Genomic DNA, 21,131 nt, shown 5'->3' on the forward strand with positions numbered 1-21,131 from the left:
GTTCGGGTTCAGGAATGGTCCTGCGCGGGCACGCGGTCGTATGCGAGCTTCCATTCCAGCAGGGCCTTGAGGATCAGGGTGACGATCGCCAGCATCGCCAGCAGCGAGGCAACGGCGAAAGCGGCGACGAAATTGTATTCGTTGTAGAGGATCTCGACATGCAGCGGCATCGTGTTGGTCAGGCCGCGCACATGGCCCGACACCACCGACACCGCGCCGAATTCGCCCATGGCGCGGGCGTTACACAGCAGCACGCCATAGAGCAGGGCCCATTTCACGTTCGGCAGGGTAACGCGCCAGAAGGTCTGCCAGCCCGAGGCATTCAGCGTGAAGGCGGCTTCCTCTTCCAGATTGCCCTGTTCCTGCATGATCGGGATCAGCTCGCGCGCCACGAAGGGAAAGGTGACGAACATGGTGGCCAGCACGATGCCGGGCACCGCGAAGATGATCTGCAGGTCATTGGCTTTCAGCCATGGTCCCAGCCAGCCCTGCAGACCGAACATCAGCACGAAGACCAGGCCAGAGATTACCGGCGACACCGAAAACGGCAGGTCGATGAGCGTGATGAGGAAGCTCTTGCCCCGAAATTCGAACTTGGTGATGGCCCAGGACGCGACCAGGCCGAATGCGGTGTTCAGCGGCACGGCGATGGCAGCGGTGATCAGCGTAAGCTTGATCGCGGCCACCGCATCGGGTTCGGTCAGCGCCGCGATATAGGCCTGCCAGCCCGAGGCAAAGGCCTGCAGGAATACCAGCACCAGCGGCAGCGCGATGAACAGGCCGAGGAAAGCCAGTGCGGTGAGGATCAGCGCGATGCGGCCGAGCCTGCGCAGCGGGCGGACGGCGTCGCGGCGGGTTGCACCCGTGGCGGTGATTGCGGTCGCCATGTCAGCGCCTCCGCTCGCGTCGCTCGGCCCAACGCTGCAGCGCGTTGATCGCCAGCAGCAGGAGGAAGGATGCAACCAGCATGGCGACGGCGATGGCCGTCGCCTGGGCATAGGCGAATTCCTCCAGCTTGATCACGATCAGCAGCGGGGCAATCTCGGATTTCAGCGGCAGATTGCCGGCTATGAAGATCACCGAGCCGTATTCGCCCAGCGCGCGGGCAAATGCCAGCGCGAAGCCGGTCAGGGTGGCGGGCAGGATGCTGGGCCAGATGACTTTCGTGAAAACTTGCCAGGGGCCGGCGCCGAGGCTTTCGGCGGCATCCTCCACCTCGCGGTCGAAATCCTGCAGCACCGGTTGCACCGTGCGCACCACGAAGGGCAGGCCGATGAAGATCAGCGCGACCACGATGCCCAGCGGCGTGAAGGCGACCTTGATGCCAAGAGGGGCGAGCAGGCTGCCAAGCCAGCCATTCTCGGCCCACAGCGTGGTCAGCGCGATGCCGGCGATGGCGGTGGGCAGGGCGAAGGGAATGTCCACCAGCGCGTCGACAATGCGGCGGCCGGGGAAGTCGTAGCGCACCAGCACCCAGGCCACGATCAGGCCAAGCACGGCGTTGACCGCGGCGGCGACCAGAGCCGTGCCGAAGCTCAGCTTCAGCGCGGCCACCACGCGCGGCGAGCTGATGCCGGTCCAGAAGGCCTCCCAGCCCAGCGTGGCCGATTTCAGGAACAGGCCAGAGAGCGGGATCAGCACGATCAGGCTGAGCCACAGAACCGTTATGCCCAGCGTGATCCCGAAACCGGGGATCACGCTGGGCTGCGGCTTGAAGGGTATACGCGAAATGGTTTCGGGCACGATGCCTCGTCAGTTGCTCGGCTTGTAGATCTGGTCGAACACGCCGCCATCGCCGAAATGCGCCTTCTGCGCCTTGGCCCAGCCGCCGAACTGCTGGTCGATGGTGAACAGCGTCAGCTTGGGAAAGGTCTCGGCGTATTTGGCGACCACCTGCGGGTCGCGCGGGCGGTAGTAGTTCTTTGCCGCCAGCTCCTGGCCTTCCCTGCTGTAGAGATGCTTCAGATAGGCTTCGGCGATCTGGCGTGTGCCGCGCTTGTCCACAACTTTGTCGACCACGGCGACCGGCGGCTCGGCCAGTATCGATTCGCTCGGCACCACGATGTCGAACTTGTCCTTGCCCAGCTCATTGATTGCCAGGAAAGCCTCGTTCTCCCAGGCCAGCAGCACGTCGCCCAGGCCGCGCTGAACGAAGGTAATGGTCGAGCCGCGCGCGCCGGTATCCAGCACGGGTACGTTCTTGAACAACTGCTCGACGAACTTGCGGCCATCCTCGGCCTTGCCGGTCTTGCGTTCGGCATAGCCCCAGGCCGCCAGGTAATTCCAGCGCGCGCCGCCCGAGGTCTTCGGGTTCGGGGTGATCACCTGCACGCCTGGCTTGATCAGGTCGTTCCAGTCCTTGATGCCCTTGGGATTGCCCTTACGCACCAGGAACACGATGGTCGAGGTATAGGGCGCGGCATTGTCGGGCAGGCGTTTCTGCCAGTCGGAACCGATCAGCCCGCGTTCGGCGATTTCGTCGATGTCATAGGCCAGCGCCAGTGTCACCACATCGGCATCCAGCCCGTCGATCACCGAACGAGCCTGTTTGCCCGAACCGCCATGGCTGGCACGGATCTGCAGCTTCTGGCCGGGATTGGTGACCTCCCAGTTCTTTGCGAAGGCGGCATTGAACTGCTGGTACAGCTCGCGGGTCGGATCATAGGAAACATTGAGCAGGGTCACGCTCTGCGCGGCGGCTGGCGTTGCCGCGAAGCCACCGGCCAGCGGCAGTAAGGTGGCCGCCGCGAGCAGCAGGCGACGGGAAAATTTCGGAGCGGTTGTGAACATGGCATCCTCGCTGAGTGATGGATCGGCAGGACCCAATCTGGAAGCAGCCCCTGACAGCGACAATTGAAAGCAATTGAGCCATTCCGCAAATTGCATTTGCGTCGATCCTTTAGTTCGGTTCGCCATTCATGGCAGCTTCCGCGCGCAGCCATTCGACGAAAGCGGCCACCTTCGGCAAAGCCAGTTTGCGCTGCGGTCCGACGATGTAATAGGCGAAGTCCAGCGGTGTCTCGTCATCGAACAGCCGAATCAGCCGCCCCTTGTGCAGATCGGCTTCGGCCAGCGTTGCCTTGGCCAGTGCCACGCCGCGGCCATGCAAAGCGGCTTCCAGCACCAGGCTGGATTGCGTGAAGCGCGGGCCACGATTGCCATCCACGTCATGCGCGCCGGCGGCGCGCAGCCACATCTGCCAGGTGGGACAGGACTGGTCCTCGTCCGGGCTGTCGTCATGCAGCAGCGTTGTGGCGGCCAGGTCATGCGGCGTCTTCAGCTTCAGCTGCTGCGCCAGCTCGGGACTGCAGACCGGGAAGATCGCTTCCTGCAGCAGGCGTTCGACCCTTAGTTCGGGATAACGCCCGCTGCCATAGCGGATGGCAAGATCGACGTTATCGCTGGCGAAATTGGCCAATTGGTTCGACGCCGCCACGCGTACGTCGATGGCGGGATGCTGCTGCTGGAAACGGTCCAGCCGCGGCACCAGCCATTTCACGGCGAACGAGGGCGCGACACTCACGGTCAGCACGCCGCCTTCGCCCAGCGTCTCCAGTTGCGCGATGGCATCGCTCAGGCGCTCGAAGCCGTCGCGAATACCGGGCAGGCAGGCCTGGCCCGCCTCGCTCAGCACGATGTTGCGGCCCGAACGGCGGAAGAGGGCCATGCCCAGATGGGCCTCCAGGGTGCGGATCTGGTGGCTGACCGCGGCCGGCGTGACGCAAAGCTCGTCTGCGGCGCGGATCAGGCTCAAATGCCGCGCCACCACCTCGAAGGTGCGCAGGGCGACCAGCGGCGGCAGGCGGCGCTTCGATCCCGGCCGCCCGGTGGGCGGCCCGTTCGGCGCAAACGTGATGGCAACCGGCTGGCGCATGGCGCTCCATCCATCGATCGGATGTGTTCACAGTATAGAACATGCGTAAATTTGTGTATTTAGTTTTATTTTACATATAATAAAGTATAAATGGACTTTGCGTATTGTTTATGATACGTTCTTATTCACATGCCAATTTGTGTCATTTCAATAAGTTAACTACGCAAAACCGACTCAAAACGACGAAAAATGGCATCCTCGCGATGCAAGGCCACCCGCTTCTGGCGCCGTATGGCCGGGATCGTCAGTCCGGGATCGTCAGGCCGGGATAATCAGGCCGGCGTCTGAACCGGCGTCAGGCTGGCCTGGCTGGTCAGCACGCCCTGAATCATGTCGGGCAACAGGTCGAGGTGTTTCAGGGCCGCCTTCAGGCGGTCGCGGTCGCGGCGGTTCAGGGCATCGGGGTCGATGCGGGTGCCGGGGTCGCGACCGGCCGCCAGGTCGGCGATCTGCTGTTCCAGGATCAGGCGCAGCAGCAGGGCCTGGGCGTCGATCAGGCCGTTGAGGTCTTCTTGGCCGATCAGGCCCACCTGGCCCACGGCGCGCAGGCGGTCGTCGGTGGCAGTGGCGTTGCTGCCGAGCTTCAGCGCCATCAGGCGCGCCGCGCTCACCAGCGGCAGCAGGCCGCCGATCTTGAGGTCGACGCGGCCGCCTTCGCCGGCGCGCAGCCGGCCGAAGAAGCCGATGGCGGGATGCAACTGCGCCGACTGTTCGGCCAGCAGGCGCAGGAACAGCGGCGAGGAGCGTGCCGCCGCCAGCGCCTCGTTGCGCAGGCCCTCGCCCAGGCGAAGCGCGCCGTAGACGGGCTTGAGGTCGTAGAAGATGTCGACGTTCAGCAGCGCCTCGGGCGAGTGGCGCTTGATCCAGTCGGTGACGCGGCTGCGCCACTGGCCCTGCGCGCCGCGCCAGCCCGGGTTCTTGGCCATTACGCCGCCCTTGCAATAAGGGATGCCGGCGGCATCCAGCAGGTCGGCCACGCGTTCGCCGGCGCGGGCATACCAGCCATCGTCCTCGCTGCTGCCCGCATGCACGATGGCATTGTCCTGGTCGGGCTTCAGCAAACTTTCGCCGCGCCCGCCGGAGCCCAGCACCAGCATGCACCAGGGCGCCGGTGCCGGCTGACCCTCGGCCTGCATCTGCGCCTCGACGATGGCGCTGGCACGGGCAGTGATGTCGCAATAGATCCCCGAGATCACGGCCGCCACCTCGCGCGCGCCGCTGCCATCCTGCAGCAGATGCGTCGCCAGTTGCGGCAGGGCGGCGCGGGCATGGCCCAGTTCCTCGGCGGTCTGCGCCACGTCCAATTCGTCGGCGATCACCTGGCCGTCCAGCGCACGCAACGCCAGCAGGGCGCGGGCCGAGACCATGCCGGTATAACGCCCGGCATCGTCGGTCACCGGCAGGTAGCGCAGGTTCATGCGGCGCATGCGGCCGATGGCGCGAAACATGAAGGCGCTTTCGTTGATCGCCACCACCTCGCGGGTCATGATGTCGGCCGCGCGCAAACCCAGCGCCGCCTCGGCCTGTTTGCCCAGCGCGCGGGTGATGTCACGCTCGGTCAGGATGCCCACCACCTGGTCGAAGCGGTTGGTCACCAGCAGGGCGCCGCGTGCATCCTCGGCCATGCGTTTGGCGATGGCGGGCAGCATCGCATCCTCGGCAATCGTCTGTGCCGGCCGGCGCATGATCTCGGCCACGCGCCGGCGATAGGGTTCCAGGTCCGGGATATGGGCCGGGACGTCAGCCATGCGGCGACCTCGTGGCATGGGCATGGCCATGCGGCAGCAGCAATTCGATCGCCCAGCCGGCATTGCCCTGACCATGCAGGATGTCGCGCTGCCTCTGCATCAGGGCCTGCGCGCCGCCCAATGTGGCGACGCCGATGCGGGTCAGCGCCGGCAGCATGCGGGCCCATATCCCCAGGCAGGCCTCGGCATCGCCCAGCGCCGTGTGGCGGCCGTTCACGCCGATGCCGAATTCGGTGGCGATATGCTCCAGCGTGATGCTGCTCACGCGCGGTTTCAGCCCGGCATAGAGCAGGCCCAGATCCAGCGCCGCGGCCGGCGGGTGAAAGGGCAGGCGGTGGCGTTCGGCCTCATGCCGCAGCAGCGCCAGATCATAGGCGATGTTGTGACCGATCATCACGCGGCCTTGCCAGGCCAGTTGCAGGCTGGACCAGATCAGCGGCAGCGACGGCGCGGTCGCCACCATGGCATCGCTGATGCCGTGGATCGCCGTGGAGGCCGGTGGAATCTTGATCCCCGGATGCACCAGGAAATCCAGCGGCGGCATGTCCTGCAGCTCAACGCCCCGGCAGGGCAGGCCGCCCAGCGAGACCAGCCGGTCGCGGCGCACATTCAGTCCCGTGGTCTCGGTGTCGAACAGCAGGGCGGGCAGGGTGGACAGCGGTTCGTCGGCCGGCAGGGTGAAACGGGCGGCGACCGGTGCCGAACGGACCGCACCGAGCAGGCGCTGCATGCCGCTGATCAGCCGCCGCCGCATGGTCTATGCCGTCAGCGCCGCGATCAGCGCATCGCGACGGAAGCGCTTGAGCATCGAGGCATGGGCGGCCAGGATATGCAGACGCAGATCGCCGACGATTACCTCGCGGTCGTTGCGCTTCAGTCGGTCGGCGATCGGCACCAGCTCGTGGATCAGTTTCGCCGAGGCGGTCACCAGTTGCTCAGGCGCTGCCGGCTCCGCCAGACGTGACTCGTCGAAGCGCGCCTGGAAGGCCGCGATGGCATCGGCCCAGTCCTTGCGGTGCGCGGGTACCGCTTCGTTGAGGATCTCCGGATAGAGGGCCGCCAGCGAATCGGCCAGCTTCCGCCGGGCGGACGCATCGCTGGGCCGCAGCCAGCCCTCGATCAGCACCAGGATGTCGCCGAGCGTGCTGGCAAAACCCTCCCAGCGGCAGATCTCCTGCGCATCCCGGAACAGAGGTTCTTTGAGCAACTTCTCGTAGTCGTACAGCGTCTTGACCCGGCAATAACCGATGACCGTCTTCTGCGCCAGATAGGCGGCTTCACCAGCGGCGAAGGCCTTCAGCTCGTCGGGCGTCGAAACCGTCGGTGGAAAAAAGAACTCGAGTGTGCGGCGCAGCAAAATGCGTTTCTCCCCTGTGGTACGCTTGCATAAATGCCTGTCTCGCCTCGCTTAAACTTTGGTCTAATGGGCTGCGGCAATTCGCGACTCCTATACTGCCCGAAGCTGGCGGCCGGGTCGAATCCGGCGTCAGACGTATAACCGAACCATAAACAACAAGGGGCAGGAGCGCTTCAATGTCAGACCTATCTCCGGAAAAGGCCAAGGCCTACTGGGCCAGAACGTCCGGCCTCATGTGGACGATGCTGGCGATCTGGTTCTTCTTTGGCTTCGTCATCCATCTTTTCGCGCCGCAGCTGAACGGCATCCGTATCCTCGGTTTCCCGCTCGGCTTCTACATGGCTGCGCAGGGCTCGCTGATCGTCTTCGTCGTCTCGCTGTTCTGGTTCGCCTCGAAACAGAACTCGATCGACGAGGAATTCGGCGTCGCTGAAGAAGAATAATTCAGGGGGAACGCCACCATGGCAAACAATGCAAAGAGCAGCGGAGGTTTCATTGAAAACCTCGGCAAGATTTACGGGATGTACACGGGCGGCTTCGCCGCTTTCGTGATCGTCCTCGCCATCCTCGAACAGATGGGCGTGTCGAATAAAGTCATCGGCTACCTGTTCGTGTTCATGACGGTCGGCGTCTACGCGCTGATCGGCGTCCTGTCGCGCACCGCGGAGATGGGCGAATACTATGTCGCCGGTCGCAAGGTGCCGGCCTTCTACAACGGCATGGCGACGGGATCGGACTGGATGTCCGCGGCCTCGTTCATCGGCATGGCCGGTTCGCTCTACCTGCTCGGCTATGACGGCCTCGCCTTCGTGCTGGGCTGGACCGGCGGCTACCTGCTGGTGTCGATCCTGCTGGCGCCGTATCTGCGCAAGTTCGGCCAGTACACGGTGCCCGACTTCCTCGGTGCCCGGTATGGCGGCAATGTCGCGCGCTTCATCGGCGTGATCGTGCTGATCTCGGCTTCCTTCGCTTATGTGACGGCGCAGATTTTCGGCGTGGGCATCATCGCCTCCCGCTTCCTCGGCATCTCGTTCGAGCTGGCGGTGTTCGTTGGTCTAGCCGGCATTCTGGTCTGCTCGATGCTGGGTGGCATGCGCGCGGTCACCTGGACCCAGGTGGCGCAATACATCATCCTGATCATCGCCTACCTGATCCCGGTGATCATCATGTCGGCCAAGGTGACCGGCGTGCCGATCCCGCAGCTGATGTATGGCCAGGCGATCGAGAAGATCCAGGCTCTGGAGCCGGCGCTGGGCGTCGTGAAGGGTCACACCGCGGCATTCTCGGATGCCAAGGGCGTGATGAATTTCACCGACGGCCTGAACTTCTTCGCGCTGATCTTCTGTCTCATGGTGGGTACGGCTGCTCTGCCGCACATCCTGATGCGCTACTTCACCACGCCCAGCGTGCGTGACGCCCGCAAGTCGGTGGCGTGGAGTCTGCTGTTCATCTTCCTGCTGTACTTTACCGCGCCGTCCTATGCTGCCTTCGCGAAGCTGGAAGTCTACCAGAACGTGATCGGCCAGCAGATCTCGGCCTTGCCGGGCTGGGTGCAGTCGTGGGGTTCGATCGGTCTGGTCGGCGCCTGCGACGCGGCTGATGCTGCGCAGAAGTTCGCGCTCTGCGCCGGCGTCAAGGGCAACGGCGACGGCATCCTGCAGCTCTCCGAGTTCCGTATCCATACGGACGCCATCGTGCTGGCGACGCCGGAGATCGCGGGTCTGCCCTACGTCATCGCGGGCCTGGTCGCGGCCGGCGGTCTGGCGGCGGCGCTCAGCACGGCCGACGGCCTGCTGCTCGCCATTGCCAACGCGCTCAGCCACGACGTCTACTACCGCATGATCGATCCGCATGCTCCGACCAAGCGCCGCCTGATCATCAGCCGCGTCCTGCTGATCGTGGTGGCGATTATCTCGGCCTATGTGGCATCGCTGAAGCCCTCGACCATCCTCGCGATGGTGGCCTGGGCTTTCTCGATCGCTGCGTCGGGCCTGTTCCCGGCACTGGTGATGGGCATCTGGTGGAAGCGTACAAGCAACATGGGTGCCATTCTCGGCATGATCGCCGGCTATGGCGTGTGCGTGTACTACCTGGTCATGACGCAGTTCTATGGCATGCCGCTGTGGTTCGGCGTCAAGAACATCTCCTGCGGCCTGTTCGGCATCCCGGTGGCGTTCATCGTCACCTATGTCGTCAGCCTGGTGACGGCGGCGCCGTCGAAGGAGATGCAGGACTTCATCGACAGCATCCGCGTCCCGAAGGGCGACGTGAAGCTGGCACGAGCCGAAGACGCCATCGCCCATTAATACCGGGCATCGTCCTAAAGGCGGCGGGGGCCATTGGCCCCCGCCGTTTTCTTTTGTAGGGTATGCCTATTGCTTCTCAGCGCGGATTATCCATGAGTTCCCAGCCTGATTTCTTCTGGAGCTACCTGCCTTACTGGGCGGTCAGCTACAGTCTTGCCCTGATCGCCTGGACCTGTGTCGGGCGTTTCCTGATGACAGCCTTCTTGCCGCCGGATCATCCGAACTACATTTTCCGCTGGTTCAAACTGCTGACCAACTGGGCGGTATGGCTCACGGACTTCATCACACCGCGCTTCGTCAACCTGCGCTTCCTGCCGCTGGTGACGGCCTTCTGGGCCTTCGCCCTGCGCTACGTGGCGCATTTCATTTTTGCTGCCAATGGCATGGCGCCCAGCCTGGCGCAGGCTGCGTCATGAACCCGCAAACCATCTTCATCGCCCTGCTCGGCGTGACCCTGCTGAACGGGTTCATTTCGCCGGCAGTGCCGCTGGTCTTTGTCATGGCACCGGTCTGGCTGCCCGAATTCGTGCCGCCGACCCGAATCGCATTGCTCTATGGCACGTCGCTGATCGTCTCGGTCTCCACCTTGATGGTTTCCGCCGTGCCGGCCGGAATTTTCGAACGCCTGACCGGGCGACAGGAAACCGACGCCACGTCGATGTTCGTCTGGCTCGGCGCCGCCATATTGCTGACCTTGCCCGGGTTGCTCTGAGCCCAGCCGCCATGGCCGAACCCATTGAACAACGGGTGCGGACCTTGGCGATACATTCGGTGGGGCGGGGCTGCTTCTTTGCTGCCCTGGCGATCTGGTGCGTGATGATCGGCCTGATCGCCGAACCGCTGCAGGCCCTGAAATCCGGCGCGATCCTCACCATGCTGGTGGCCTGCGTGCTGCTGCTCAAGGCCGGCCACGTGACGCGGGCATCTTACAAGAAGACGGAAGTTTGGATCCTGCTGGGTCGCCAGATCGATCTGACGCCGGAAGTGGCGCAACGCATCATCACGGGCACCCTGCGCGAGCTGTATCTGCGCTGTGCGCTCTATGCCACCGTGGCGGCGGTTGTTTTCTGGCTGCTGGCCTTGCTGATCTGGCTGGGCGGAACGAAGCTCGGAATCAGGTGAGCGGGCCGGCGGTACCGGGCAGGGTGAGCGTGGCGCATAATCCGCCCAGTTCCGAGCGGTCGAGGGCCAATGCGCCGCCATTGACGGTGACGAGATCGGTGACGATCCCCAGGCCCAACCCCCAGCCGGGCGTCGCTTCGTCAAGCCGTGCCCCGCGCCGCGCCACCATGGCGGCCTGATCCGGCGACAGGCCCGGGCCATCATCTTCCACGCGTATCACCAACGGCCCCGCCGCCGCCGCCGTGATGCGCACACGGCTTTTTGCCCATTTGCAGGCATTTTCCATCAGGTTGCCGAGCATCTCTTCCAGGTCTTCGCGACCGCCGCGAAACTGGACATCAGAGGGAACCTGAATATCGATCTTGATCTGCCGGTCGGCATGGATGCGCCCAAGCATGGCAGCGATCTTTTCGACGGTGGGCCTGATCGGAATCTCGGCTCCCAGCGCACGGCCGGAGCCCGCCGTTGCCGAGGCGCGTGCCAGATGGTGTTCGATCAGGCGGGTCATGATGCGGACCTGCTCGTCCATGATCGCCCTGTCGGATGCGGTATGCAGTTCGCTGCGCAACACGGACAGCGGCGTTTTCAGGCTATGGGCAAGGTTGCCGACATGGGTGCGGGCACGCTCGATCAGGGCTGCATCATGATCCAGAACGGCATTCATCGCCTCGGACACCGGGGCAATCTCTTGCGGATATTTTCCGGTCAGGCGCAGAGTGTCGCCGCGTCGGATTGCCCCGAGATCGGCGATCATGGCGCGCAGCGGGCTGAGACCGTAACGGACCTGCAGGACGACGGCAAAAGCCATGCCGACGGCAAACAGGCCCAATGCCGTCAGCAAGAGCAGGTCGAAGCTGCGGATCCGCTCATCCAGTTCACGCCGGTCGCTGGCGACCAGAATGTGAACCGGGCCGGCGATACCGGGAAATTGCAGATCGCGCTCGGCCACCAGCAGCATTTCGCCGCGTGGGCCGGCGATCTCGTGCCGGCGCATCTCCGTGCCGTCGTCATGAACGGGGAGGGTGCTGTCCCATAACGAGCGCGAACGGATCAGACGACCAGAAGGTTCGGCCACCTGCCAGTACCAGCCCGAGAAAATCTGTTCAAAACGCGGATCGCCCAACGGCCGCGTGATGACGAGGTTGCCATCGGGGCCGATATCCGTCACTGCGATCATGCCGCGCAGCATGGCATCGAGGCGATGACCGAATTCCTGCAATACAGATTCGCGGAACGCGGTGGTCAATACGGCGCCACCCGCCGAGAGCAGGGCAAGCATCCAGATCAGCCCGGCGCCGACCAGCCGCAGCGTGAGCGATGGTCCGCGTCTGGCTGCCTGCCCGCTGCCTGTCATGGCGTCGCATCCCCGGTCATGCGATAGCCCTGTCCGCGCACAGTATGAATCAGATCGGCACCCAGCTTGCGCCGGATGCGGCCGATCAGCACTTCCAGCACATTCGAGTCGTTATCGAAATGGCGATCATAGACATGCTCGATCAGTTCGCTGCGACTGACCAGCTTGCCGGCGTGATGGATCAGGTATGACAGGATGCGGAATTCCTGCGCCGTCAATTGCAGCGGCACGCCATCGAAGCTGAAGCGGCCAGCCAGCGTATCGAGCCGCAGTTTGCCGCAGGACAGTTCCGGCTGGGCATGGCCGGCGGCGCGGCGGATCAGGGCATGCAGACGGTAGACCACTTCATCCATCTCGAACGGCTTGGTCATATAGTCGTCGGCGCCGGCCTGGAAGCCGGCCATCTTTTCGCTCCAGCGACTGCGTGCCGTGAGGATCAGTACGGGAAGGGCCCGGCCGCTTTCGCGCCAGCGTCGCAGGATGGTCACGCCATCAATCTTGGGCAGACCGAGATCAAGCACGGCGGCATCGTAGGATTCCGTGTCGCCGAGATGCCAGCCTTCCTCGCCGTCATAGGCGACATCAACAACAAAGCCGGCACTCTCAAGCGTCTGCTGCAGGCGCAAGGCCAGGGCGGGCTCATCCTCGATGACAAGAATTCTCATTTGCGACGGTCGTGGTCACCCGGCTGCAACGGCATGCCGCTCCGCGCATCATAATAAAGCTTCACGACCCGACCTTCGACGGTCAGCAGCTTGAGTTCATACACCATGCGGCCGTGCTCATGCTCCAGTTCGGCCTCGATCAATTGCCCGCCATGGGTCTTTTCCGCTTCCGCCAGGATATCGCGCAAAGGCTTGATTTCACCGGATTCCACGGCGCGACGGGCACGATCGTGGTCGGTTTCTCCGGCTGAAGCCGGATGGATGACGGGCAGCAGGGTCAGCCCGATGAGCAGCAGGAAAGCCGGGATTTTCATGGCGGCACTGTAACCGGATGAAGCTGAACGGCGGGTGAATGAGCCGGTCAGGCCGGGTTCAGTGACGCCGAGCCATAATCCGGGCCGGTTGAACAACGGAGCGAATCCCATGTTACGCAAGATGCTTTTCCAGGGGCTGGTTGCAGCAGGCATTATTGCCGGTGCGGCCGCGGTTTATGCCGGCACGGCCGGTGATCCGCCGATGCCGGAATCCGGCACGAGCCAGGCGACTCCCCAGGCGACTCCCCAGGCGACTCTGGCAACGACCCGACCCGATACCGGCTATCTGCAGCCCCAGACGCGCCAGGCCGGCAAACATGGCGCGGATCATGACCGGGACGCCAGAGACGGCCGCAAGAAAGACCGCGAGCGGTATTCCGAACGCCGCCACCGCGATCATGACGACGATTGAGGACCAGATCATGGCAAAGCTCAATATCGCAAAACTTTCGCTGCCCCTGCTGCGTCTGTGGCATGCCGTATTGGCCGGCGGCTTTCTGGTCGCGTATCTGACGGCGGATGAAGATACCTACGCCATGCATCTTTTCGCCGGTTATATCGTGCTGGCGGCCATCGCCATTCGCCTGCTGGCCGGCATCTTCGCGCCGCAGGGCAATCTGTGGCGCCTGCCGCGTCCCAGCATTGGCGGCACACTGGCCTGGTTCGGCCGCCGGCGCGGGCGCAATCCGTTTTTCGCGTGGTTCGCCGTAGCGCTGCTCGGGTTTGTCGGGCTGGCCGCAGCCACCGGCGCCATCGCCGATTTCGTCACCTGGATGGAAGACCTGCATGAAGGCGTAGCGGAGACCGCGCTGTGGGTGATCTTCGGCCATATCGCGTTCGTGATCGTCATCTACAACGGCCGCCGCATCGCGGCCTGGATTTCGCAGCGCCTGTCCGGTGGCGGCCTGTCGCGCAATGGCAGGGAGGTCGTGCGATGAAACGACGATACAGGCTGGCATTGGCCGGCGCGGTCATCATCCTGCCTCTGGCCGCGCTGGCGGCCGGCAACACGGAACGCGCCGCGATCCTGGCCGATTATGCGGCCAAGGCGCGCGTTGCCGATCCGGGCTTTGCCGGTTTCTCCGCGCCGCGCGGCGAAGCGCTATTCCGTGGCAGTTTCACCGGCGGTGATGCACGCACGCCATCCTGCATGTCGTGCCATACCGCCGATCCGCGTCAGCCCGGCCGCAACGCCAAGACCGGGCGACCGATCGATCCGGTCGCGGTTTCCGCCGACCCGCGGCGCTACACCGACGCGGCCCAGGTGGACAAGCATTTCACCCGCGACTGCAAAAGCGTGCTGGGACGCGACTGCACGCCGCTGGAGCGCGGCGACTACATCACCTTCATGATGGGACAATAGGGATGCTCCGGCTTCGGGTTCTGATCATCGCAGCATGCCTGTTGGCGGCCATGCCGGCGATCTCCCATGCAGGTGGCAAATATGTCGCGCCCGTCGATGATCCGCTCACCAAGAAAGTCTGCGGCGAATGCCACATGGCATTCCCGCCGGGCTTTCTGCCGGGTCGTTCATGGTCAGCGCTGATGCGGGATCTGTCCGATCATTTCGGCGAGGAGGTCATCCTGCCGGCGGAACAGGCGATGCGGATCGAAGCCTATCTGGTCAGCCGCGCCGGCGATGCCGGCACCGGCAGGGGCTTACGCGAATTCATGCGCTGGGTGGCTCCAGACGGCGTGCCACGCAGGATCACCGAGAACCCGGCTTTCCTGCGCGAGCATGATTTCCCCGACCGCGTCTGGCGCGATCCGAAAGTAGTCACGAAATCGAACTGCCAAGCCTGCCACACGGGAGCCGACCGGGGGTGGTTTGACGATTAACCGCTTTTACTGGTCCGACCATTTGCCCGGCATGGGCGCAGGCGTCATCTGGCCTGGCATGCGATGGGGCAGGGCCTCAAACCGGTCGGCATTGGGACAGAAGCGGCGATAGCCGTCATCGCCGGCACCGGCCTCAAACCAGCGCTGGCATTCGTCGGCATTGCGGCAGAAGAAGCAGGCGCGCGCCGCACCGCCGAGCTTGGTACCCAGCGCGACCAGGGCCGAAGCCTCCAGATCCACGTTCAGGCGATCCATCATCTTCTGCATCAGGCCGGCGCGGCGGTCGATGGCATTGCACAGGGTGTCCATGGCCGGGGTCTCCTCGTGAAATCGTTGGAGATCAGCCTATTCCTTCCCGGCGGGATGACTTTGCGCTGGATCAACAAAGGGCGTCATGGGAGAGGACGCCGTGGAAAGGCGTCATGAAGGGCAAGGCGGGAAATGGTGGGCCCGGCAGGACTTGAACCTGCAACCAGACCGTTATGAGCGGCCGGCTCTAACCAGTTGAGCTACAGGCCCCACCGTTCCGGGCAATGGCTGCCCGAAAAACATTCCGGAAAACAAACGCCCCGGGGTTCCGGGGCGCTGGTCTTACGTATCCAGGAACGAGCGCAATTTACGCGAGCGGCTCGGATGCTTCAACTTCCGCAGGGCCTTGGCCTCGATCTGGCGGATACGCTCGCGCGTCACCGAGAACTGCTGGCCCACTTCTTCCAGCGTGTGGTCGGTGTTCATGCCGATGCCAAAGCGCATGCGCAGCACGCGTTCCTCGCGCGGGGTCAGCGTGGCCAGAACCCGCGTGGTGGTTTCGCGCAGGTTGGAGTTGATGGCGGCATCCACCGGCAGGACGGCGTTCTTGTCCTCGATGAAATCGCCCAGATGGGAATCCTCCTCGTCGCCGATCGGCGTCTCAAGGCTGATCGGCTCCTTGGCGATCTTGAGCACCTTGCGCACCTTCTCCAGCGGCATGCCCAGCTTGGCGGCCAACTCTTCCGGGGTCGGCTCGCGGCCGATCTCGTGCAGCATCTGGCGGCTGGTGCGCACCAGCTTGTTGATCGTTTCGATCATGTGCACCGGGATGCGGATGGTGCGGGCCTGGTCGGCGATCGAACGGGTGATCGCCTGCCGGATCCACCAGGTGGCGTAGGTGGAGAACTTGTAGCCACGGCGGTATTCAAACTTATCGACCGCCTTCATCAGGCCGATATTGCCTTCCTGGATCAGGTCGAGGAACTGCAGGCCGCGGTTGGTGTATTTCTTGGCAATGGAGATGACGAGGCGCAGGTTGGCCTCCACCATTTCCTTCTTCGCCACGCTGGCCTCGCGTTCGCCCTCGCGCACCAGCTTGTAGATACGCTTGAATTCCGAGATCGGCAGACCGAATTCGGTGGCAATCGCCGCGATCTGCTCGCGGATCGGGTTGACTTCCTTCGGGCCGGCCTCGCCGAAACGGGCCCAGCCCTTGTGGGTCTTCAGCTTGCCTACCTTGGTCAGCCAGTTCGGATCGAGTTCCTGGCCTTCATACTGCTTGAGGAACTCGTCGCGCGGGATCTTGAAGCTCTCGGCGCTGCGCAGCAGGCGGCCCTCCAGCATCATCAGGCGCTTGTTCAGGCCGTACATGTTCTCCACCAGCATCTCGATGCGGGTGTTGTTCAGATGCACCGATTCCATCAGGCGCACCATCTCATGCTTCAGCTTGAGATAGGACTTGTCCTTCTTGGCATCGATATCAGCATGCACAAGGGCGGCCTGCAGGCGCTCTTCATGCGTCTTTTGCAGCTTCTTGTAATGCTTGGCGATGGCGTCGAAGGCTTCCAGCACCTGCGGCTTGAGCTGGGCTTCCATCGCGGCCAGCGACAGGTTGGCCTCGTCTTCCTCGTCCATCTCCTCCGGCGCGGGGGCGGCTTCGGCCTCCGGCTCGGCGGCATCCTTGGCTTTCTTCTTTTCGGCCTTCACCGGGGCAGGGGCCTCGACCTTGGCCGGTTTGGCCTCGACCTTCGGCGGCGGCGGAGCGGCGGCTGCCGCTTCTTCTTCCTCGACGCCTTCCAGCGCGGCGTTATCCGGGCCGCCACCGCCACCCAGCGTGGCTTCCAGGTCAACCACATCGCGCAGCAGGATCTTGCCGTCCACCAGATCGTCGCGCCATTTCACGATCGCCTGGATGGTCAGCGGGCTTTCGCAGATCGCGCCGATCATCTTCTCGCGGCCGGCCTCGATACGCTTGGCGATCGCGATCTCGCCTTCGCGCGAGAGCAGTTCCACCGAACCCATCTCGCGCAGATACATGCGAACCGGGTCGTCGGTGCGATCCACCTCGGCCTTGGCCGGCGCGGTCTCACCCTCGGGGGCCTCGCCGTCCAGCTCGGCCTCTTCCTTCTCGGCGGGCGCTTCTTCCTGTTCCTCGGATTCCACGATGGTGATGCCCATCTCGGACAGGATCGCCATCGTGTCTTCGATCTGCTCGGAGGAAACCTGCTCCGGCGGCAGCACGGCATTGATCTCGTCATACGTGACGTAGCCGCGCTCCTTGGCCTTGGCCAGCATGCGCTTGATGGCTGCCATCGAGGCGTCGATCAACGGGGTGTCGACGGTCTCTTCCTTTTCAGGCGCTTCCGAGGCGTCAGGGGCCGCTGCTTGTTTCGCCATGCCGGTTCCTAACTCTTCCTATCTCGTAAAAAACACAAAGCCGCCCCGTGTAAGGAACGGCTCATTCCGTATCCGATGCCGAAACCTGGCTGCGCGCCGAACCGACCTCTGCCTTCAGGGCCACGAAACGCTGCCATGCCTCGGGATTGGTATTGTTCGCCAGCTCGGCTTCCGCCACCGCCAGCTCCTGTTCCAGTTCTGCCAACCGGTAACGCTGCACGGCTTGCCACCACCCTCGCTCAACTTTGTCCGGTGGGGTCTCGCTGCGCGCAAACGGCTCCAGAATCCGCCCGGCCTCGCCAGTCACAAGGTCGAGCTGAGCGCCGAGTCCTCGCTGCCTGAGATGGGTTGCGAAGGCCTCGCCGTCAAGACCCGGATGGCGGGAGGCTTCTTCTAGAATCCGGCTCTTGAGGCTGTCAAGCGGCCCCGGCGGGAAGGCCAGGGCCGCAAAAGCCTCGCCATGCTCCTCCAGCAGCCAGGGATGGGCCAGTACGGCAGCCAGCAGGGCCTTTTCGGTCCGTTCCTGGCTGGGGGGCATGGGGCCGCGGAAACCCTCGGGTTGTTGCGGCCTTCCGTTAGGGAAGCCCGGGCGGGCCCGTGGGGTCCAGGTCCGGGGCGGCGGGGCGAACAGGGTGCGCAGACGGCTGCGGAAATGGTCCCGGTAATGGTTCTGGACCGCCGGGTTCTTGATCTGGCCGGCCAGGCCGAAAAGAGCAGCCTCGAGGGCGGCCCGGCGTTCCGGCGTATCCAGAGGACGCCCCTCGGTTTCCTTGCGCCAGAGGATATCGGCCATGGGCAGGGCGGCAGCCAGCACCTCTTCCATCGCCTGCCGGCCCTGGTTGCGCACCAGATCATCGGGGTCCTGGCCGCCCGGCAGGATGGCGAAGCGGAAGGAATGCCCAGGCTCCAGCAGGGGCAGGGCGCGGTCGGCCGCCCGCATGGCAGCGCGGATGCCGGCGTTATCGCCGTCGAAACACAGGATCGGCTCGGCCGAGAGCCGCCAGAGCAGGGCGATCTGTTCCTCGGTCAGCGCGGTGCCCAGCGGGGCGACGGCGTGTTCGATGCCGGCCTGGGCCAGCGCGATCACGTCCATGTAGCCTTCCACAACAACGACGGTGCCGCTTTCGCGTGCTGCTTCGCGGGCCAGCGCGTGGTTGTATAGATTGCGGCCCTTGTGAAACAGCGGGGTTTCCGGCGAGTTCAGGTATTTTGCCGGCGCATCGGGATCCAGCGCGCGCCCGCCGAAGGCGATCACGCGGCCACGGCGGTCGCCGATCGGGAACATCACGCGATGGCGGAAACGATCATAACTCGGGCCGCCATCCTCGGGCTTGATCAGCAGGCCGGCCTCGACCAGCAGCGGCTCGGGCAGGCCGCGCGCCAGCAAGGCTTCTTTCATCGCCGTGCGGCTCTGCGGCGCGTAGCCCAGACGGAACCGCTCGATGGTTTCCGGCTTCAGGCCACGTTTCTGGATATAGGCACGGGCCTCGGCGCCCACACTGGCTTGCAATTGGGCCTGAAACCACTTGGCGGCCTCTTCCATCGCCTTGCCCAGGGTGGCGACCTGATCGGCCTTCTGGCGGTCTTCGGGCCGCACCTGCGGCACGGCCAGGCCGGCTTCCTGGGCCAGTTGTTCGACGGCCTCGGGGAAGGCGAGGCCGCTGTTGCGCATGACGAAGCCAATCACGTCGCCATGGGCGCCGCAGCCGAAGCAGTGGAAAAAGCCCTTGTCGTCGTTGACCGTGAAGGAGGGCGATTTTTCGTTGTGGAAGGGGCAGAGGCCGGTGAATTCCCGGCCGCGCTTGATCAGCCGCACCGAACGGCCGACCACACCCGACAGCGGCAGCCGGTTGCGCAGTTCCTCAAGAAAGGAATCGGGGAACGCCATGCTTCTCCCTGCGCCGATTCTGCCTGTTTCCGTCTGCCCGGATGACCCGACTCGGGCGACTCGGCAGCCCTCAGCTCAGCTGGCTTTTAAGAATAGCCGCCGCCTTGGCGAAGTCCATCTGGCCGGCATATTTCGCCTTCAGAACGCCCATGGCCTTGCCCATGTCCTTGATGCCCTGGGCGCCCACTTCGGCGATGGCGGCCCGGGCGGCGGCCTCGACCTCGGATTCCGACAGCTGCTTGGGCAGGAAGCTCTCGATCACGGCGATTTCGGACTTCTCCTTGTCGGCCAGGTCCTGGCGGCCACCCTGCTCGTACATCGTGATCGACTCGCGGCGCTGCTTCACCATGGTCTGCAGCAGGGACAGGATGGCGTCGTCGGGAATGCCGGTACGGTCGTCGCCTGAGGTGCGGGCGGCGATGTCGCGGTCCTTCAGGGCCGCCAGGATCAGGCGCAGGGTGGCGGTGCGCTGGGCATCCTTCGCCTTCATGGCGTCCTTGAGCGCCTGGTTGAGCGTCTCGCGCAGCATCGTGTGTCCCCCAGCGGTAACGGAATCGGAGCGGTTTTTGAAAGGCGCGCAGCATAGCCCAAGCGGGCACGACTCGCAAAAGGAATAAATATATGATTTTTCTATACTTTTAGGCGCAAGCCCGGCCTTGACGCTGGCAGGGGTTTTGGTATGGTCCGGCCTCGGTTGACGCGGCGCCCGCCGCCGCCGAAATCACCGTAGAATAGCTTGTGCCGTACCGCCGGAGCCGGGTTCCCCGTATCGCCCTCCGGTGGTTTTTTGCGGCCTGTAGCCTGCCCGATTGAGTAAATGGAGCCCCCAATGGCCGAGACACCGAAATACGCCGCACCCCCAGGCCCGGGTTATACCGGCGTTGTGGTGTTGGCGGATGGCAGCGTGTTCTGGGGCTGGGGCCTGGGCGCCGAGGGCGACGCGGTTGGCGAGGTCTGTTTCAACACCTCGATGACCGGCTACCAGGAGATTCTCACCGATCCCTCCTATGCCGGCCAGATCATCACCTTCACCTTCCCGCATATCGGCAATACCGGGACCAACCCTGAGGACATCGAAACCCAGGGCATTGCCGCGCGCGGCCTGATCCTGCGCGCGCCGATCACCGGGCCTTCCAATTTCCGCGCCGACAGCCACCTGAACGACTGGCTGAAGCTGCGCAATCTGGTTGGTGTGTCGGGCATCGACACCCGCGCCATGACGCGGCGCATCCGCGATCTGGGCGCGCCGAACGGCGTGGTTGCGCATGCCAAAGACGGCAAGTTCGATCTTGCCGCGCTGCATGCGAAAGCCAAGGGCTGGCCGGGTCTGGAAGGCATGGATCTCGCCGCCGAAGTGAGCTGCCGCCAGACCTATAGCTGGGACGAGACGCGTTGGGTGCTTGGCCAGGGTTACGGCAAGCTGACCGCGCCGAAATACCATGTCGTCGCGCTCGATTACGGCATCAAGCGCAACATCCTGCGCAGCCTCGCCACTGCCGGCTGCAAGGTCACCGTCCTGCCGGCCAACAGCACGGCGGAAGACGTGCTGCGGCATAAGCCCGATGGCGTGTTCCTCTCCAATGGCCCGGGCGATCCGGCCGCCACCGGCGTCTATGCCGTGCCCACCATCAAGGCGCTGGTCGACAGCGGCAAGCCGGTCTTCGGCATCTGCCTAGGTCACCAGATGCTGGCGCTGGCGCTGGGCGGCAAGACGGCGAAAATGGAGCGCGGCCATCGCGGCGCCAACCATCCGGTGAAGGACCTGGAAACCGGCAAGGTGGAAATCACCAGCCAGAACCATGGTTTCTGCGTGGTGGAAGAAAGCCTGCCGAAGAATGTGGTGCGCAGCCATGTGTCGCTGTTCGACGGCTCCAACGAGGGTTTGAAGCTGACCGACAAGCCGGTCTTCTCGGTGCAGTACCATCCCGAAGCCTCGCCCGGCCCGCAGGACAGCCATTATCTGTTCGATCGTTTCGTCAAGTTGATGGAGCGGCAGCGCGGCTAAGCAGCCGGCGTCG

General features: G+C 64.2%; 24 protein-coding genes and 1 tRNA gene. 10 read left to right on the plus strand and 15 right to left on the minus strand.

Annotation, left to right across the window (positions count from 1 at the left end; genetic code table 11):
• Nucleotides 1-8: 8 nt before the first annotated feature.
• From cysW to ACE3OO_RS14920, 7 genes are all read right to left on the minus strand, one after another.
• Nucleotides 9-887, minus strand: a complete 879-nt coding sequence (gene cysW, locus ACE3OO_RS14890; protein WP_374304205.1) for a sulfate ABC transporter permease subunit CysW — start codon at nucleotides 885-887, stop codon at nucleotides 9-11.
• A 1-nt stretch (nucleotide 888) separates the two neighbouring features.
• A complete protein-coding gene (gene cysT, locus ACE3OO_RS14895; protein WP_374304207.1) occupies nucleotides 889-1,743 on the minus strand; it encodes a sulfate ABC transporter permease subunit CysT in 855 nt (284 codons plus the stop codon).
• 9 nt (nucleotides 1,744-1,752) lie between these two features.
• Nucleotides 1,753-2,790, minus strand: a complete 1,038-nt coding sequence (locus tag ACE3OO_RS14900; protein ID WP_374304209.1) for a sulfate ABC transporter substrate-binding protein — start codon at nucleotides 2,788-2,790, stop codon at nucleotides 1,753-1,755.
• Between the two features lie 109 nt (nucleotides 2,791-2,899).
• Nucleotides 2,900-3,874, minus strand: coding sequence for a transcriptional regulator GcvA (locus ACE3OO_RS14905; RefSeq protein WP_374304211.1), 975 nt, complete (start codon nucleotides 3,872-3,874; stop codon nucleotides 2,900-2,902).
• Nucleotides 3,875-4,146: 272 nt separating this feature from the next.
• Nucleotides 4,147-5,622 (minus strand): DUF294 nucleotidyltransferase-like domain-containing protein, encoded by a 1,476-nt coding sequence (locus ACE3OO_RS14910; protein WP_374304213.1) that lies wholly within the window; start codon nucleotides 5,620-5,622, stop codon nucleotides 4,147-4,149.
• Complete coding sequence (locus ACE3OO_RS14915) at nucleotides 5,615-6,376, minus strand: PolC-type DNA polymerase III (RefSeq protein WP_374304215.1); 762 nt, start codon at nucleotides 6,374-6,376, stop codon at nucleotides 5,615-5,617. The genes ACE3OO_RS14910 and ACE3OO_RS14915 overlap by 8 nt, the downstream gene beginning before the upstream one ends.
• 3 nt (nucleotides 6,377-6,379) lie before the next feature.
• On the minus strand, nucleotides 6,380-6,979 hold the full coding sequence (locus tag ACE3OO_RS14920) for a hypothetical protein (RefSeq protein ID WP_374304217.1): 600 nt from the start codon (nucleotides 6,977-6,979) through the stop codon (nucleotides 6,380-6,382).
• Between the two features lie 176 nt (nucleotides 6,980-7,155).
• On the opposite strand from ACE3OO_RS14920, the gene ACE3OO_RS14925 reads away from it, so the two are divergent.
• The 5 genes from ACE3OO_RS14925 to ACE3OO_RS14945 all read left to right on the plus strand — a co-directional run bounded on the left by ACE3OO_RS14925 (nucleotide 7,156) and on the right by ACE3OO_RS14945 (nucleotide 10,407).
• Nucleotides 7,156-7,422: a DUF4212 domain-containing protein gene (locus tag ACE3OO_RS14925; protein WP_374304219.1), complete on the plus strand. Its 267-nt coding sequence runs from the start codon at nucleotides 7,156-7,158 to the stop codon at nucleotides 7,420-7,422.
• Between the two features lie 18 nt (nucleotides 7,423-7,440).
• Complete coding sequence (locus ACE3OO_RS14930; protein WP_374304220.1) at nucleotides 7,441-9,285, plus strand: sodium:solute symporter family protein; 1,845 nt, start codon at nucleotides 7,441-7,443, stop codon at nucleotides 9,283-9,285.
• 92 nt (nucleotides 9,286-9,377) lie between these two features.
• Complete coding sequence (locus tag ACE3OO_RS14935; protein WP_374304222.1) at nucleotides 9,378-9,701, plus strand: hypothetical protein; 324 nt, start codon at nucleotides 9,378-9,380, stop codon at nucleotides 9,699-9,701.
• Nucleotides 9,698-9,997 carry a hypothetical protein gene (locus ACE3OO_RS14940; RefSeq protein ID WP_374304223.1) on the plus strand — a complete coding sequence of 100 codons (300 nt, stop codon included), beginning with the start codon at nucleotides 9,698-9,700 and terminating at the stop codon, nucleotides 9,995-9,997. Before ACE3OO_RS14935 ends, ACE3OO_RS14940 begins: the two co-directional genes overlap by 4 nt.
• A gap of 11 nt (nucleotides 9,998-10,008) precedes the next feature.
• Entirely contained in the window at nucleotides 10,009-10,407 is a 399-nt protein-coding gene (locus ACE3OO_RS14945; RefSeq protein ID WP_374304224.1) for a hypothetical protein, read from the plus strand.
• Here ACE3OO_RS14945 and ACE3OO_RS14950 read toward each other — a convergent pair.
• Genes ACE3OO_RS14950 through ACE3OO_RS14960 form a run of 3 tightly spaced genes read right to left on the minus strand, consistent with a single transcriptional unit; the run spans nucleotide 10,400 to nucleotide 12,851 of the window.
• Nucleotides 10,400-11,761, minus strand: a complete 1,362-nt coding sequence (locus ACE3OO_RS14950) for a sensor histidine kinase (protein ID WP_374304226.1) — start codon at nucleotides 11,759-11,761, stop codon at nucleotides 10,400-10,402. The two genes, ACE3OO_RS14945 and ACE3OO_RS14950, sit on opposite strands and share 8 nt — an antisense overlap.
• Complete coding sequence (locus tag ACE3OO_RS14955) at nucleotides 11,758-12,426, minus strand: response regulator transcription factor (RefSeq protein WP_374304228.1); 669 nt, start codon at nucleotides 12,424-12,426, stop codon at nucleotides 11,758-11,760. The genes ACE3OO_RS14950 and ACE3OO_RS14955 overlap by 4 nt, the downstream gene beginning before the upstream one ends.
• Nucleotides 12,423-12,851: a PepSY domain-containing protein gene (locus tag ACE3OO_RS14960; protein ID WP_374304230.1), complete on the minus strand. Its 429-nt coding sequence runs from the start codon at nucleotides 12,849-12,851 to the stop codon at nucleotides 12,423-12,425. Before ACE3OO_RS14960 ends, ACE3OO_RS14955 begins: the two co-directional genes overlap by 4 nt.
• Between ACE3OO_RS14960 and ACE3OO_RS14965 the strand changes: the two genes are divergently transcribed.
• The 4 genes from ACE3OO_RS14965 to ACE3OO_RS14980 are packed head-to-tail and all read left to right on the plus strand — an operon-like array spanning nucleotide 12,850 to nucleotide 14,579.
• Nucleotides 12,850-13,152 (plus strand): hypothetical protein, encoded by a 303-nt coding sequence (locus ACE3OO_RS14965; protein ID WP_374304231.1) that lies wholly within the window; start codon nucleotides 12,850-12,852, stop codon nucleotides 13,150-13,152. The genes ACE3OO_RS14960 and ACE3OO_RS14965 overlap by 2 nt on opposite strands.
• Nucleotides 13,139-13,678, plus strand: coding sequence for a hypothetical protein (locus ACE3OO_RS14970; RefSeq protein ID WP_374304233.1), 540 nt, complete (start codon nucleotides 13,139-13,141; stop codon nucleotides 13,676-13,678). The genes ACE3OO_RS14965 and ACE3OO_RS14970 overlap by 14 nt, the downstream gene beginning before the upstream one ends.
• Entirely contained in the window at nucleotides 13,675-14,103 is a 429-nt protein-coding gene (locus ACE3OO_RS14975) for a DUF1924 domain-containing protein (RefSeq protein WP_374304234.1), read from the plus strand. Before ACE3OO_RS14970 ends, ACE3OO_RS14975 begins: the two co-directional genes overlap by 4 nt.
• A gap of 2 nt (nucleotides 14,104-14,105) precedes the next feature.
• Nucleotides 14,106-14,579: a cytochrome C gene (locus ACE3OO_RS14980; protein WP_374304236.1), complete on the plus strand. Its 474-nt coding sequence runs from the start codon at nucleotides 14,106-14,108 to the stop codon at nucleotides 14,577-14,579.
• Nucleotides 14,580-14,585: 6 nt separating this feature from the next.
• Here ACE3OO_RS14980 and ACE3OO_RS14985 read toward each other — a convergent pair whose 3' ends face one another.
• The 5 genes from ACE3OO_RS14985 to ACE3OO_RS15005 all read right to left on the minus strand — a co-directional run bounded on the left by ACE3OO_RS14985 (nucleotide 14,586) and on the right by ACE3OO_RS15005 (nucleotide 19,642).
• Nucleotides 14,586-14,888, minus strand: coding sequence for a DUF6455 family protein (locus tag ACE3OO_RS14985; RefSeq protein ID WP_374304237.1), 303 nt, complete (start codon nucleotides 14,886-14,888; stop codon nucleotides 14,586-14,588).
• A 133-nt stretch (nucleotides 14,889-15,021) separates the two neighbouring features.
• A tRNA-Ile gene (locus ACE3OO_RS14990) sits at nucleotides 15,022-15,098 on the minus strand.
• Between the two features lie 72 nt (nucleotides 15,099-15,170).
• Entirely contained in the window at nucleotides 15,171-17,225 is a 2,055-nt protein-coding gene (gene rpoD, locus ACE3OO_RS14995; protein ID WP_374304239.1) for an RNA polymerase sigma factor RpoD, read from the minus strand.
• Between the two features lie 61 nt (nucleotides 17,226-17,286).
• A complete protein-coding gene (gene dnaG, locus ACE3OO_RS15000; protein WP_374304240.1) occupies nucleotides 17,287-19,113 on the minus strand; it encodes a DNA primase in 1,827 nt (608 codons plus the stop codon).
• Nucleotides 19,114-19,183: 70 nt separating this feature from the next.
• Nucleotides 19,184-19,642: a GatB/YqeY domain-containing protein gene (locus tag ACE3OO_RS15005; protein ID WP_374304241.1), complete on the minus strand. Its 459-nt coding sequence runs from the start codon at nucleotides 19,640-19,642 to the stop codon at nucleotides 19,184-19,186.
• Nucleotides 19,643-19,942: 300 nt separating this feature from the next.
• Between ACE3OO_RS15005 and carA the strand changes: the two genes are divergently transcribed.
• The gene (carA, locus tag ACE3OO_RS15010) at nucleotides 19,943-21,118 is read left to right on the plus strand and encodes a glutamine-hydrolyzing carbamoyl-phosphate synthase small subunit (RefSeq protein WP_374304242.1); all 1,176 of its coding nucleotides are present in this window, start codon (nucleotides 19,943-19,945) and stop codon (nucleotides 21,116-21,118) included.
• Nucleotides 21,119-21,131: the final 13 nt, after the last annotated feature.

The sequence above is a fragment of the Ferrovibrio sp. genome (genome assembly GCF_041906005.1).
Lineage (GTDB): Bacteria > Pseudomonadota > Alphaproteobacteria > Ferrovibrionales > Ferrovibrionaceae > Ferrovibrio.

Bases quoted from the DNA above. Each gene is read 5' to 3' on its own strand.
- cysW (WP_374304205.1), bottom strand. From the start codon at position 887: ATGGCGACCGCAATCACCGCCACGGGTGCAACCCGCCGCGACGCCGTC.
- ACE3OO_RS14900 (WP_374304209.1), bottom strand. From the start codon at position 2,790: ATGTTCACAACCGCTCCGAAATTTTCCCGTCGCCTGCTGCTCGCGGCG.
- ACE3OO_RS14905 (WP_374304211.1), bottom strand. From the start codon at position 3,874: ATGCGCCAGCCGGTTGCCATCACGTTTGCGCCGAACGGGCCGCCCACC.
- ACE3OO_RS14910 (WP_374304213.1), bottom strand. From the start codon at position 5,622: ATGGCTGACGTCCCGGCCCATATCCCGGACCTGGAACCCTATCGCCGG.
- ACE3OO_RS14915 (WP_374304215.1), bottom strand. From the start codon at position 6,376: ATGCGGCGGCGGCTGATCAGCGGCATGCAGCGCCTGCTCGGTGCGGTC.
- ACE3OO_RS14925 (WP_374304219.1), top strand. From the start codon at position 7,156: ATGTCAGACCTATCTCCGGAAAAGGCCAAGGCCTACTGGGCCAGAACG.
- ACE3OO_RS14930 (WP_374304220.1), top strand. From the start codon at position 7,441: ATGGCAAACAATGCAAAGAGCAGCGGAGGTTTCATTGAAAACCTCGGC.
- ACE3OO_RS14935 (WP_374304222.1), top strand. From the start codon at position 9,378: ATGAGTTCCCAGCCTGATTTCTTCTGGAGCTACCTGCCTTACTGGGCG.
- ACE3OO_RS14940 (WP_374304223.1), top strand. From the start codon at position 9,698: ATGAACCCGCAAACCATCTTCATCGCCCTGCTCGGCGTGACCCTGCTG.
- ACE3OO_RS14945 (WP_374304224.1), top strand. From the start codon at position 10,009: ATGGCCGAACCCATTGAACAACGGGTGCGGACCTTGGCGATACATTCG.
- ACE3OO_RS14950 (WP_374304226.1), bottom strand. From the start codon at position 11,761: ATGACAGGCAGCGGGCAGGCAGCCAGACGCGGACCATCGCTCACGCTG.
- ACE3OO_RS14955 (WP_374304228.1), bottom strand. From the start codon at position 12,426: ATGAGAATTCTTGTCATCGAGGATGAGCCCGCCCTGGCCTTGCGCCTG.
- ACE3OO_RS14965 (WP_374304231.1), top strand. From the start codon at position 12,850: ATGTTACGCAAGATGCTTTTCCAGGGGCTGGTTGCAGCAGGCATTATT.
- ACE3OO_RS14960 (WP_374304230.1), bottom strand. From the start codon at position 12,851: ATGGGATTCGCTCCGTTGTTCAACCGGCCCGGATTATGGCTCGGCGTC.
- ACE3OO_RS14970 (WP_374304233.1), top strand. From the start codon at position 13,139: ATGACGACGATTGAGGACCAGATCATGGCAAAGCTCAATATCGCAAAA.
- ACE3OO_RS14975 (WP_374304234.1), top strand. From the start codon at position 13,675: ATGAAACGACGATACAGGCTGGCATTGGCCGGCGCGGTCATCATCCTG.
- ACE3OO_RS14980 (WP_374304236.1), top strand. From the start codon at position 14,106: ATGCTCCGGCTTCGGGTTCTGATCATCGCAGCATGCCTGTTGGCGGCC.
- ACE3OO_RS14985 (WP_374304237.1), bottom strand. From the start codon at position 14,888: ATGGACACCCTGTGCAATGCCATCGACCGCCGCGCCGGCCTGATGCAG.
- rpoD (WP_374304239.1), bottom strand. From the start codon at position 17,225: ATGGCGAAACAAGCAGCGGCCCCTGACGCCTCGGAAGCGCCTGAAAAG.
- dnaG (WP_374304240.1), bottom strand. From the start codon at position 19,113: ATGGCGTTCCCCGATTCCTTTCTTGAGGAACTGCGCAACCGGCTGCCG.
- ACE3OO_RS15005 (WP_374304241.1), bottom strand. From the start codon at position 19,642: ATGCTGCGCGAGACGCTCAACCAGGCGCTCAAGGACGCCATGAAGGCG.
- carA (WP_374304242.1), top strand. From the start codon at position 19,943: ATGGCCGAGACACCGAAATACGCCGCACCCCCAGGCCCGGGTTATACC.